This is a genomic window from Pseudoalteromonas sp. 3J6, from assembly GCF_903995135.1.
Taxonomy (GTDB): Bacteria; Pseudomonadota; Gammaproteobacteria; order Enterobacterales; family Alteromonadaceae; genus Pseudoalteromonas.
The window spans coordinates 3174495-3187338 of record NZ_LR877185.1 but is presented as its reverse complement, the minus strand read 5'-3'; the positions used below and the strand labels follow the sequence as shown (position 1 = coordinate 3187338).

Below are 12844 nucleotides of genomic sequence, written 5' to 3'. Positions count from 1 at the left end.
CTAACCAAAATTTAATTCAGGAAAAACCACTATGGCAATGTTACAAGTTCAAGCCGAGCACCAACGAATTAGCATACTTATAACGCTAAAAGAATCCGCCGATTTTGGCGCTAACACCAGCATGTTAGCCGATGTATTGCAGCGCTATGCACTGGGTTGCAGTCGCGATCAGCTTAAAACCTTACTCAATTGGTTAGAGCAAAACGGCTATATAACACTCGATAAACTCACAGAAAACACATGGGTAGCCCGTATTACGCAATCAGGCATCGACGTAGCCGAGGGCATAAGTGTAGTACCTGGCATTAAACGCCCTGGGCCACGAGGTTAACTATGAGCGAGTCAATCCGCAGAGGCCAACCCAGCAAAGTTGATTTACTGCCCGAAGACATTAAAAAGCAGCTCGACTCAATGCTACGCGACAAACGCTTTAGCCAAGGCGAAATACTCGACGCCGTAAATACCCTTATTATTGAGTCAGGCTTAGACGAGGGCGCAACCATTAGCCGCAGTGGCCTAAGCCGCCATGCGCAAAAAACCGAAGCCATAGGCCAAAAGCTACGCGACCTGCGCGAGTCAACTAAAGCACTTACCGCAGAGCTTGGCGAAAAGCCCACAGGCGATACCACCAAGCTTATTTTAGAAATGGGCCGTTCTCAGCTGTTCCGCGCTATGCAGCAACAAATGATGAACCCCGACGAAGACGCAGCGGTAGACATCGACACCATAAAAGACGCCATGCTAGCAGCTCAGCGACTAGAGCAAACCGCTATGGCCGCACACAAACGCCAGCAAGAAATCGAAAAAGCCTATGCGCAAAAGCTCGCCAAAGACCTAGACCAAAAGGTTAAAAACGAAAACTTACCGCAAACCGCAGACGACATGCTGGCATTTTTCAAACGCGACATATTAGGGCTAAAGCATGACTAGCACCGCGCAAAGCGTTACCCAAACCAACGAGCTACCGCTTAGCAAAGTGTCAGGTTCGTTAGCGGTTGCCATGGGCACCGACATACTTTTTGGCTATCAAAAAGCATGGATGGAAGACAACGCAATAGTAAAAATTGCCGAAAAGTCACGCCGTACCGGGTTAACCTTTGCCGAAGCACTAGACGACGTACTAAGCGCAGCAGCAACCGCCAACGGCCAGAACACCTATTACCTTGGCTCAGACAAAGAAATGGCTAAGGAGTTTATAGACGCCTGTGCATTTTGGGCGCAAAAGCTCAACATGGTAATGGGCGAAGTGGAAGAGGGCATATTTGAAGAAAAAGACCCAGACGGCACCAAGCGATCAATCAACACCTTTGAAATTAAATTCCCAAATACCGGTAAAAAAATTGTCGCGCTCAGCTCTAACCCGCGCAACTTACGTGGCCGTCAAGGTAACGTAGTAATAGACGAAGCCGCATTCCATGACCGCCTAGACGAAGTGCTAAAAGCTGCTATGGCGCTTACCATGTGGGGCGGTCGAGTACGTATTATTTCAACCCATAACGGCGTAGATAACCTATTTAACACCCTAATTACCCAAGCAAGGCGCGGCACTAAAAAGTATTCCGTGCATCATATCCCTATTGATAAAGCGCTTAGGCACGGGCTTTACAAGCGCATTTGTTTGGTAAGTGGGCAAACGTGGACGCAAGCCAAAGAAGACGAATGGCTAGCTAATCAAGTTGATTTTTACCCCACGGCCGACGCCGCAAACGAGGAGCTATACTGTGTACCAAGCCAAGGCGCAGGGCAATACCTAAGCCGACGCCTGCGTGAACGTGCCCTAAGCGACGACTGCAAAGTAATACGCTACGAAGCCCCCACCGACTTTGAAAGCTGGACCGAAGAGCAACGAGTAAAAGACGTAGCCACTTGGCTTGAACAAAATATTGATGATTTACTCAGTGGGTTAAATCCTGATCTAACCCATGCCTTTGGTGAAGATTTTGCCCGCAAAGGCGATTTAACCGTATTCAGTATTGGTGAAATAAACCAAGACACCAGCCTAACCGTGCCATTTATGGTCGAGCTGCGCAACGTAACCTACGAGCAGCAAAAGCAAATCATGCTCTATATTTGTGACCGCATACCAAAACTACGTGGCCTAGCGTTTGACGCTACAGGTAACGGTGGTTTCTTAGCCGAAGCTGCAAGCCTTAAATACGGCACCGAGCTAGTAGATAGCGTGCATTTATCACAAGCCTGGTATCGCGAGTGGATGCCAAAATTAAAAGACTACTTTGAAACTAAAAACATCACGCTACCAAAAGACCAAGACGTACTAGACGACCTAGGCCAAATTAAACTTAAAAACGGTATTGCACAGGTAGATAAAGGCAAAAACACCGGCACCGATGGCAACAAACGCCATGGCGATAGCGCCGTATCAATCGCCATGCTAATACGGGCAGCCGAAATGGACGGCAGCGCCATAGAATACACACCACTGCCAAGCAAAGCCCAGCAAGCCGCTAACAGCCTACGCCCCGACCACAGCGACGACCTTGCAAGTGTTCGTAAGGCAGCTTGGTAATGCCACGTTTTAGAATTGTTTACCAAGAGCTATTTACAGCCAAAACAGAGCAGCTTGATATAACCGCCGCCAGTTTAGCCAAGGCCCACCAACACACCTTAACGCTAGACGTATACGTGCTAAGCGTTAAGCCCATCATAAGAGTAACCGCATGAACCAAATAGTAGACATCCACGGCAACCCGCTAAATTCAACCGACTTTAAGCAAGCCCAAACCGAGCAAGATAGCCGCATTGGCATGCTAATGCGCCAATATGCTGAGCACCCAAGCGAAGCGCTTACCCCTGCTAAGTTGTCGCAACTATTAAAAGATGCCGATGCAGGTAACTTATCAGCCATGGCCGACCTAGCAAAAGACATGGAAGACAAAGACGGCCACCTATTTAGCGAACTTACCAAACGTCGCAGAGGCTGGCTTAAGTACGATTGGTCAGTAGAACCGCCGCGCAACGCAACAGAGCAAGAAGAAAAAGACGCAGCAGCAATTCAAGAAATACTAGAAGATGCCACCTGGCTAGACGACCTACTATTTGATTGCAGCGACGCAATACTAAAATCGTTTTCATGTAACGAGCTTAACTGGGCGTTTGATAACGGCGAGCATATTATTACCGGTTACGAATTTCGCGATCAAAATCTATTTCAAACCCACCCAGACGACCGCAATCAGCTGATGCTGCGCGACAACAGCTACACAGGCCAAGCACTAAACCCATTTGGTTGGTGTGCCCACGTTCACCGCAGTAAGTCAGGTTATATACACCGCACCGGTTTAACATCAACCGTGGCATGGCCGTACTTATTTAAAAACTATTCAATACGCGACTTAGCCGAATTTTTAGAAATTTACGGCCTACCGCTACGCCTGGGTAAATACCCTAATGGTGCCAGCGAAGACGAAAAAGCCACCCTGTTACGTGCCGTGCTTAGCATCGGCCATAACGCAGGCGGTATAATCCCTAAAGGCATGGAAATCGACTTTCAAAATGCAGCCAACGGCCAAGCCGACCCATTTGAAGCCATGATCAAGTGGTGTGAAACCACCCAAAGTAAAGCCGTATTAGGGGCAACACTCACCAGCCAAGCCGATGGTAAAACCAGCACAAACGCCCTAGGCAGCATTCACATGGACGTGCTAGACGACATAACCGAAAGCGATTTAAAGCAAGTAGCCAACACAATAACGCGCGATATTATTTACCCAATGCACGCGCTTAACTCTAAAAGCTACTCAGGCGCGCGCCGTATCCCACGCTTTAAATTCGACACCAGCGAAGCCGACGACATAGCCGTACTCGCACCTGCGCTTAAAATACTCACCGAAGCCAACTACCCAGTACCGGTTAGCTGGGTAAGTGAAAAAACCCAAATACCACTCCCAGAAAAGGGCGAGGCAATTTTAAGCCTTGCCCCAATAACAGCACCAACCGAGCCAAGCGCCGCACTTAAGGGGTTTGCTGCACTTAAAAATACACCGCAAAAAGATAACGCCGACCTAGTAGCCGAGCAGCTGACCGCACAAGCACAAACTCACTTAAACAGCATGAGCGATGCCGTAACCGAGCTGGTTAAAAACGCCAGCAGCTTAGAAGAAATCCGCGACGGCATACTAGAACTAGAGCCACAAATAAGCACAGAGGGCTTTAGCGAGCTAATGGCAAAGGCCATGGCAGCCAGCGAATTACTAGGCGCACTAGAAGTGGATGAGGGGCGTTAAATGGCTGTTAGATACGGCTCATTACCGTTTGATGATGCCATACGCTTTTTTAGGCAAAAGCTAAACACACCCAGCAACAGCTGGGATGATGTATGGCAAAATGCCCATAACCGCGCATTTATGGTAGCAGGTGTAACTAAGGCCGACATGCTTAACGACTTTTATACCTCAGTCGATAAAGCAATAAGCGAGGGTAAAAGCCTGGGCTGGTTTCAAAACGAATTTAATAACATTAAATCGCGTTATGGTTGGGATCATAACGGGGAACCTGCATGGCGCAGCCAGTTAATATACGAAACCAATATACGCCAAGCCTACAACGCAGGGCGCGAGGGGCAAATACAAGCACTTAAAGCCAGCCGCCCTTATGCACTATACAAACACGGCGATAGTGAAACCCCGCGCGTACTGCACTTAAAATGGAATAACCTAGTGTTACCGGTTGATCATCCATGGTGGGATACCCACAGCCCACAAAACGGCTGGGGCTGTAAATGTAAAAAGTTTAGCCTAAGCGAACGTGAGCTTAAACGCCGTGGCCTAACTGTAGGCACAGCACCCGACGAGGGCAACTACACCTGGACCAACAAAAAAACAGGCGAAGAGTTTGAGCTACCACGCGGTATTGATCCGGGCTTTGACTACACCCCCAAAAATACCGCCCAGCTTACAAGCCAGGCTAAAAAGCAAGTGGCCGACAAACCACCGCTTACAAAGCGCGTAGCAGACTACCAAGCAAGCCGCATTGTGCCATCGGCTTACAGCACTGCTAAAAACGTTACAGCGCTAAAGCTAGACCCATTACTAGCCCAGCTCGATAGCGAAGTACTTAACGGCTTAAACAGCTTTTTAACCGCCAAGCAAACTAAAACCCTGTTTGTAAAAAGTAACGAAATGAGCGCAGGTTCTAAAGCAAACGCAGCCATACGCAGTGACGTTGGGCAGTACTTAGGTGTAGACGACTTTTACGCTCGTATGCAATACGCCACCCGAAGCCCTAAACGGGTAGGTGGGTTTACCTCAGTGGGGTTTGAGCACGTAGTGGTAAAAGTAAAAGCCAGCCAAAACCTAGCTAAAGTAGACATGCAAGCCGTGCAAGACACCGCAGCGCTTACCGTAAGGCTCGCCGCTAACAACGCAGGTAAGTACAGCTTTAAGCACAACGGGCAAACCTTAAAACGCGATCACACAATATCAGATACACTTAACGCACTAGATAAAAACGAAGCCCACGCAGTGGTAGCCACATGGCTACACGAACTAGGGCACCAAGTGCATTACTATGCAGGCGCACCGGCCTTTTTAAAAAACGCCTTGCCGGTTACGTATTACGGAGCCGCCAACAAGTACGAAGAATTTGCCGAGGCATTTACCGCCTGGGCGCTGGCTCGCAAAGAGCTTAAAAAATGGCAACCCGAGCTTGTAAGCTGGATAGACCAACTAGTAAAAGATGCCGCCAAATCACAGGAAAAAAGACGATGACATTATTAACCCAAGCGCAGCAGCTGCTAAAACAAACCCCTTACACCCTTCAAACGTGTCGCGAGTTTGCGCACCTTGAAAAACGCGCCAAAGGCCAAGAGGCCGACCAAATAGCCGACCTACTACCCGCACTAATCGCAGGGCTAGACCAGCAAACACACGCCCAAGCCTTTAACGAGGGGCTAGTGTAATGGCAGGCGCTAAAATACAAATAAGCACCCAAGGCGCACAAGCCGTAAGCGACGTGCTCACCCAGCTTATTAAAAATGCCAACAACCTAGCGCCCGCACTAGGCAACGTAGGCGAGCACTTAATGCTCACACATCGCGATCACTTTGACGAGCAGCGCAGCCCCGACGGCACCCCATGGCAAGCACTTAGCCCCGATTACGCCAAGAGCAAAAAAAAGAACAAAGACAAAATACTCAGGCTAAACGACATAATGCGCGATACGCTCGCTTATAACATCGGGGACGAATCACTAGAATTTGGTACAAACATGGAATACGGCGCTATTCACCAATTTGGTGGTACAAGCGATATGCCACCCCGTTTAGCGGCCATACCCGCACGGCCATTTTTAGGATTATCGGATAATGACGAAAAAGAAATTATTGAAATAATTTTTAATTTTGTGGATAAAGGAAACTAAAACAGAAAAAAGGAAGCTCTATGACAGAATATAATATAAAAAAATTTGAGGACCTCAAAAATAATATATGGGAAAGCCTAAATTCACTGTATCAAATACTTGACGATGAAAATATTACAGAAAAAGATAAAGAGAGGAAATCTGTACTTGAAGATATCCGTAACAAAATAAATGTAATCTTTCTACAAGACCTATCGGCATTGCACTTTATGGAAGACTCTGAAGCGGGGAAAGTTCGAGGTAATCTACATAGTTTATTTTCTAATTTAGCTGCTGAAATTTTAGCGTTAAAACAATCTATCGCATTAGCAAAATCTTTTAGACCAAGTTATTTTGACGTATTTGAAAACTTACAAAAACTAACATCAAGAGCTACTAGAATAGTTTCTAGCCCAGAGGAGTTCAGAATAGAACTACTAGGTGAGTCGAAAGATAAAGTATTAAGTGAAGGAATTTTAAAGGAGGTTGACTCATTTAAACACGGTATTATTGAGGACTTAAAGAGTGAAGTTTCGGGAGTTTATGATAAAATTTCTTTATTAAAAGATGAGCTAGATTTTAGTATGAGCTCCCAAGAATCAGAGATTAAAAAAGTTGCCTCTGATCTTGATGATACAATAAGTAGTATTAATAAACAGTGTGTAGGGCTTGAAACAAAGCTTACAAATTTAAGTGAAAAATTTGAGTCTGATCTTGTTCTTGTTAATGATTTATATGAAGAAGCTGAGGTGATCATAGAAAACAAGGTTACCCAACTAGATGGTTTATTATCTAATGCTTCTAATAGAGTTATGGCTAACGATTATGACTCAAGTGCAGTATCCGAAAAAAAATCGGCGGACCGGTTAAGATATGGTTCGTTAGGATGTATGGCAATTATCGTTTTTATTGTTTGTTATACATTTTATGATTCAACCCACTCTGGGTTTGATTGGGAAAGCTCAATCTTCAGAACAGTGCTAGTGTTTATTCTATCAATACCAGCAGCATACCTCTCAAGAGAATCTACCAAGCATCGAGAACAACAATATAACTACCATCATACAGCATTAGATTTAAAAGCAATTACACCTTACATTGCATCACTCCCAGAAGCAGACCAAAATAGAATTAAAATTTCAATTGCTGAGCGCATTTTTGCTTCAAGGCAAACCAATGTAGCTCAACCAGACAGTTTTCCTTTAAATACACAAGAATTGGTGATGGAACTCATAAAAAAGGTCGACTTTAAAAAAGAAGACAAAAAAGACACACAAGTTGAGAACGCGGGGAAGTAGTAAAATTTGTATATTTGTATATTTGTATATTTGTATATTTGTATATTTGTATATTTGTATATTTATATAACTAAATCGAATATGCACTTAAAAAGAATGTGTGTATAGTGACGAAGTGGTCAGTAAGATAGCTACTGACCACTTAATATTAAAAAGAAATATCTTTAGTTAAATAATATATTGAGAAATGAACTCTACTATTTGGGGGATAAACCCTATAGCTTGAGATGTTAACTCTCTGATTATTATAGTAATGATAATTCTTATAATGTTTACAGACTTAACATCTTTTTTAGTTTCGAGGCTAGTCGATGTTGAGTCTGTTTTATCCTTACCATTTAGGTTGGTAATACCTTTCTTTTTGGGCATAAAGCTTCCTTTGGTTATTAATACGTCTCAATACACATTCCCCCTCTCGTTTAATTCAATCTCATACTATACCACGTTTTTAATTACTAAGTGTCTGGTACTAAATGTTGTTTTTTGTTTTTTTAATAGTACTAAAAAACTAGGTTTTATTCATTTTTTGGTTTTATACCAGCGCTCTGTGTTGAGCTCTCACAGCTTTTCTATATAAAGTTTCATCCTAGCCCTAAAAAGCTATCACAATCCCTTCAGTACATTTTTAAACACCTTTTAAACAGGGTTGTAATACTTAAGTGAGAACTATATCTTATTGACCATTCCAATTAATCGCTTTTTATATATTTAATTTGCACTTTTTAATTCCCGAAACACCGCACGGCCAACCAATTCAATTCTAAATCCATACTGAGCACAGATTATTCAAACTGTGCTCAGCCATGAAAAAACCATTTACCGAAAAAAGCTTACTTGAATTTGCCTCACTTAAAGCGGCGCTTGCTGCTTTATCAGAAGACCAGCTTGCTGTTTTATCAGCAAACCAGCCTGATGCTTTATCAGCTAGCAAGCCTGCCGACCTAGGCTTTGCTGCGTGCCGCTTTGCCAGCGAAATTAACGAGCAAGGTATCAGCGAGCGCGTAATGGTAATGCCAGATGGCTATTTTAAATCGCACGATGGCCGCCCGTTCGACGTACCTGCTAATGCCTGGTTACTAGACCAAGCCGCATTTGAGCTACTCAAAAGCACTGCCAGCACCCGCACCAACGACTACCACTTTGACTACGAGCACCAAACCTTACACGCCGAAGAAAACGGCAAGCCAGCCCCAGCAAGCGGTTGGTTTAACCCAAGCGACTTAGAGTATGTGCCAGGCGAGGGGCTGTATGCCCTAAATGTACGCTGGACACCCAGCGCACGTGCGCACCTAAAAAACGACGAGTACCGCTTTATTAGCCCTGTTTTTCATTACGACAAACAAACAGGACGCCCAACCAAATTACGCCATTTTGCCCTTACCAACGACCCAGCGGTAGACGGTATGGACAAAGTTGCTGTTTTAAAGACTTCTAAAACCCATGTTAACGATGGAGATACACCCATGAATGCAGCTCAAAAATTGCTGAGCTTGCTAGGTATAACTGTGGATGGTGACAAAATCACCGATGCAGACTACACCCAAGCAACAACAGCACTCACTGCTTTAAAGGCTAAGGCCGACGAAGCCGACTCGCTCACTACCCAGCTAAGTAACGCAAACGATGCCGTTGCCGCACTAAAAGCTAATAGCCCAGATTCTGAGGTTAATTTAGCTAAGTACGTGCCGGTTGAAACCTACAACGCATTGCACACTGAAATGGTTGCCCTTAAAAGCACCACTGAAACCCAAACGGTTGAGCAGGAAATTAGCAAAGCTAAACAAGATGGCCGCATTATTGCCAGCGAAGTTGAATACTTAACGAGCTTAGGTAATCAGCAAGGCGTTATTGCATTAAAAGCGGTGTTAGATGCCCGTTCACCTATTGCAAGCTTAACGGCTCAGCAAACCACTCACGCACCTAAGCCAGAGCAAGATAAAGACGGCTTAGCAGCACTCACAGCAGAAGACAAGTATGCAGCAGACCAGCTAGGTCTTAGCCATGCTGCTTATGCCAAAGCTAAACAGGAGCAAAACTAATGGCTTTAGTGACCCCAGCAATTTTAAACGCTTTATTTACCGCGTTTAAATCTGAGTTTGAACAAGGTAAATCAGAAGCAGCACCGCAATTTAATAAAATTGCCAGTGTAATTAAATCTACATCGGCCAGTAATACCTATGGCTGGTTGGGTAAGTTTCCAAGCCTGGCTAAATGGATTGGCGATCGTAATATTCAAAGTATGAAATCGCAGGCGTACATCATTACCAACGACGATTACGAGTCAACGGTAGGCGTAGACCGCAACGATATTGAAGACGACAACCTAGGCGTGTACTCACCTATTTTTAAAGAAATGGGTAACGCGGCGGCCATTCACCCAGACGAAATGATTTTCCCATTGTTGGCAGCTGGTTTTACAACCTTGTGCTACGACGGGCAAAACTATTTTGATGTTGATCATCCGGTTTACCCAAATGCTGACGGCACAGGTGTAGCGGTGTCTACTGCCAATATGGCCGAAGATGTAGCCTACGAGGGCGAAGCTTGGTACGTACTCGATACCTCAAAAGCCCTTAAGCCGCTTATTTTCCAAGAGCGCAAAAAGCCTAACTTACTTGCTATGACAAAAATGGACGACGAAGCCGTATTCACTCGCAAAGAATACCGTTACGGCGTTGATTGCCGTGATGCAGCAGGATTTGGTTTTTGGCAACTTGCCTTTGCTAACAAACGTGCATTAACGCCAGATAACTTATGGGACAGCATCGAAAAAATGCGCAGCTTTAAAGCCGACGGTGGCCGTAAGTTGGGTATTAAGCCAACCATGTTAGTTGTTCCCGCCAGCATGGAAAAGCAAGCCACCCGCATGTTAGAGCGTGAAATGGAATCAAACAGCTCAAACGAACTTAAAGGCCGCGTAGAGCTATTAGTAGCTGACTACCTTTAACCACACATAAAACCCTATTAAGCACGGGGCTTTAAAGCCCCACGCTTTAAACCAGGAGTAATAATGAAATGGCTAAAAATCTCAAGCTTACTGCCCTTGCGGCTATCATTGTCCATTGCACGCAGCCTACGGGCTACCGTCGTGGCGGCATTAGTCTCACCAGCGGAAAGCAAACATTACCCGCAGATCAGCTTACTCAAAAGCAGCTTGAAGCAATTGAAAATGATCCACGCTTATCGGTGCAAGCTGTACCGCTCGATGCGAGTACTGCGCAGAACCCACAGCTGGACGCAAATAACGTGGGTGCAGATTTAGACCAAAAAACCGAGCTATACCAGCTTGTTGATTACACCCAAGCCCCACAAGAGCTACAACCTATAATCGCGCTTATTATCGGTGCGCAAATGACCGAAAAGCCTAAGTGTGAACAAGTCACTTTTGAAGCACCAGGCGAAACCGAGGGCGAAGTGATTAGCGTTAAAGTATCAGCACAAGATCGTGATGCTGCATGGCAATGGTTGCTTGGTGCAGACGCCGAAGCTAAAGCCAAAGCAGGCGAGGGCGAGTAAATGGCCTACGCAACAATAGCCGCAATGCAAAAGCGCTTTGGTGAGCGCGAGCTTATTTATTTAAGTGAACGCGACGACGCCCCCGCTGATGTAATTAATACCGCAGTTATTGAGCAGGCCATTACCGATGCAAGCGACATGATTAACGGCTATTTAGCTGGGCGTTATGAATTGCCGCTTGTAACGGTGCCTAACCTACTTGAGCAATTTTGTTGTGATATTGCCCGTTATAAATTAGGCACAAACGACACCCCAGAGCACATAGAAACGCGCTACAAGGAAGCAGTAAAGTTTTTAACCTCAGTGGCTAAAGGAGAACTAAGCATTGGGGTTAACGCACTAGGCGAAGACGCAAAAGTGCAAGACACCGCCACCATACAAAGCGCAGGTACTGTGTTTTCACGTGAAAAGTCAAAGGGGTTTATTTAATGTTTGAAATTACTACCGACTATTTTGCCGCTCAAAACCCACTTAAACAGGCGCTTGAACAAGTACCAGGCATTAAGCGTGTTTACCTAAGCGACGAGCTAGCCAACGTAAAAGAAGACGTCCAAACAACCCCCAGCATTCACCTTATGTACTACGGCGATAACTTACCAGAGAGTAAAAACGCCGGCCATTTAATGCAGCTAACCCAAACATGGATTGTTGTACTGGTAGTACGTAAGCAAGACACAAACGCAGGTGAGCACATAACTAACATTATTCGCGCTATGGCGGGCAAAGTGCTTAACGGCACGGGGCCATGGCTTAGAGTAAACACCCCAGCTAAACCCCAATTCACCAAAGGCCATGCGTATTACCCGCTGGCTTTTACTTGTCAAATGAGACTTAAAGGAGCGCTTTAATATGAGCGACGGTATTTTACTAGCGGGCAACATTTTTGTAGACCGCTTAAATGAGCAAGGCATAAGCACCGGCCAAATTTTTGGCCCAATTAACACCACAAAGCTAGGCATTAAAGCCGAAGCCGATTCGGTTGTACGTACATCAAATAAAAAAGCCACTAAGGGGCAAACACTTGATGACGTAAAAATAAGCAAGCCAACCGTTATTACATGGGAGTTTGACGACCAGCCAGCCGAAATGATCGCACTTGCGCTTATGGGTGATGTGGCCGCAATTAACGACGCAGCCGGAACATTAACCGACGAAGCCGTAACCATGCCTGCTAACCAATCATGGGTTTCAGTACCAGGGCAAAACTTTACAAACGATGTAGTAGTAAAACAAGCCACCGAAACCTTAGTTGCGGGTGTTGATTACGAGTTTAACTTTGCGCTAGGCATGATACGCGCCATTAAAGGCGGTGCATTAGATGCTGGTGGCAGTATTACTATTAACGGTACTTACAACGCCCGCACTGGTAAACGCATTAACGGTGCAACAGTAAGCCAAACGCGCTTACGTATTTTTGGCGAGGGCACAAACCTAGCCAATGGTAAGCAAGTTAACTTTGAAATTTACGACACCTCAATGATGCCAACCTCTGAGCTTGACTTAGCAAGCAGTGAGTTTGTAACCGCTGCGCTTGAGGGCACAGCTAAGCTGGTAGCAAACAAAAATGAGCCGTACTACATTGACGAGCTAGACGCTTCATAAGCCCTATTAAGCGTATTTATAAAGGGGCATTGTTTGCCCCTTTATCCCCATTTAAACCTTGTTTAAACTGA

General features: G+C 45.2%; 15 protein-coding genes. All 15 read left to right on the top strand.

Annotated features, from left to right (window positions below):
* Window positions 1–31 precede the first annotated feature (31 nt).
* The 15 genes from P3J6_RS14385 to P3J6_RS14315 all read left to right on the top strand — a co-directional run bounded on the left by P3J6_RS14385 (window position 32) and on the right by P3J6_RS14315 (window position 12773).
* Entirely contained in the window at window positions 32–331 is a 300-nt protein-coding gene (locus P3J6_RS14385) for a VpaChn25_0724 family phage protein (protein WP_024606090.1), read from the top strand.
* A 2-nt stretch (window positions 332–333) separates the two neighbouring features.
* Entirely contained in the window at window positions 334–930 is a 597-nt protein-coding gene (locus tag P3J6_RS14380) for a DUF3486 family protein (RefSeq protein ID WP_002960376.1), read from the top strand.
* The gene (locus tag P3J6_RS14375) at window positions 923–2527 is read left to right on the top strand and encodes a terminase large subunit domain-containing protein (RefSeq protein ID WP_198523391.1); all 1605 of its coding nucleotides are present in this window, start codon (window positions 923–925) and stop codon (window positions 2525–2527) included. Before P3J6_RS14380 ends, P3J6_RS14375 begins: the two co-directional genes overlap by 8 nt.
* On the top strand, window positions 2527–2682 hold the full coding sequence (locus tag P3J6_RS14370) for a hypothetical protein (protein ID WP_198523390.1): 156 nt from the start codon (window positions 2527–2529) through the stop codon (window positions 2680–2682). The genes P3J6_RS14375 and P3J6_RS14370 overlap by 1 nt, the downstream gene beginning before the upstream one ends.
* Entirely contained in the window at window positions 2679–4244 is a 1566-nt protein-coding gene (locus P3J6_RS14365; protein WP_198523389.1) for a DUF935 domain-containing protein, read from the top strand. The genes P3J6_RS14370 and P3J6_RS14365 overlap by 4 nt, the downstream gene beginning before the upstream one ends.
* Complete coding sequence (locus tag P3J6_RS14360; RefSeq protein WP_198523388.1) at window positions 4245–5726, top strand: phage minor head protein; 1482 nt, start codon at window positions 4245–4247, stop codon at window positions 5724–5726.
* Window positions 5723–5917, top strand: a complete 195-nt coding sequence (locus P3J6_RS14355) for a hypothetical protein (protein ID WP_198523387.1) — start codon at window positions 5723–5725, stop codon at window positions 5915–5917. Before P3J6_RS14360 ends, P3J6_RS14355 begins: the two co-directional genes overlap by 4 nt.
* On the top strand, window positions 5917–6378 hold the full coding sequence (locus P3J6_RS14350) for a phage virion morphogenesis protein (protein ID WP_198523386.1): 462 nt from the start codon (window positions 5917–5919) through the stop codon (window positions 6376–6378). Before P3J6_RS14355 ends, P3J6_RS14350 begins: the two co-directional genes overlap by 1 nt.
* 20 nt (window positions 6379–6398) lie before the next feature.
* On the top strand, window positions 6399–7655 hold the full coding sequence (locus tag P3J6_RS14345) for a hypothetical protein (RefSeq protein ID WP_198523385.1): 1257 nt from the start codon (window positions 6399–6401) through the stop codon (window positions 7653–7655).
* An 803-nt stretch (window positions 7656–8458) separates the two neighbouring features.
* Window positions 8459–9694, top strand: coding sequence for a phage protease (locus tag P3J6_RS14340; protein ID WP_198523384.1), 1236 nt, complete (start codon window positions 8459–8461; stop codon window positions 9692–9694).
* Window positions 9694–10602 (top strand): Mu-like prophage major head subunit gpT family protein, encoded by a 909-nt coding sequence (locus tag P3J6_RS14335; protein ID WP_198523383.1) that lies wholly within the window; start codon window positions 9694–9696, stop codon window positions 10600–10602. The genes P3J6_RS14340 and P3J6_RS14335 overlap by 1 nt, the downstream gene beginning before the upstream one ends.
* Window positions 10603–10670: 68 nt before the next feature.
* Window positions 10671–11171 (top strand): HI1506-related protein, encoded by a 501-nt coding sequence (locus P3J6_RS14330; RefSeq protein WP_198523382.1) that lies wholly within the window; start codon window positions 10671–10673, stop codon window positions 11169–11171.
* Window positions 11172–11600, top strand: a complete 429-nt coding sequence (locus tag P3J6_RS14325; RefSeq protein ID WP_138607715.1) for a gp436 family protein — start codon at window positions 11172–11174, stop codon at window positions 11598–11600.
* Entirely contained in the window at window positions 11600–12019 is a 420-nt protein-coding gene (locus P3J6_RS14320; protein ID WP_109874441.1) for a phage tail terminator protein, read from the top strand. Before P3J6_RS14325 ends, P3J6_RS14320 begins: the two co-directional genes overlap by 1 nt.
* A gap of 1 nt (window position 12020) precedes the next feature.
* Window positions 12021–12773, top strand: coding sequence for a hypothetical protein (locus P3J6_RS14315; RefSeq protein ID WP_198523381.1), 753 nt, complete (start codon window positions 12021–12023; stop codon window positions 12771–12773).
* Window positions 12774–12844: the final 71 nt, after the last annotated feature.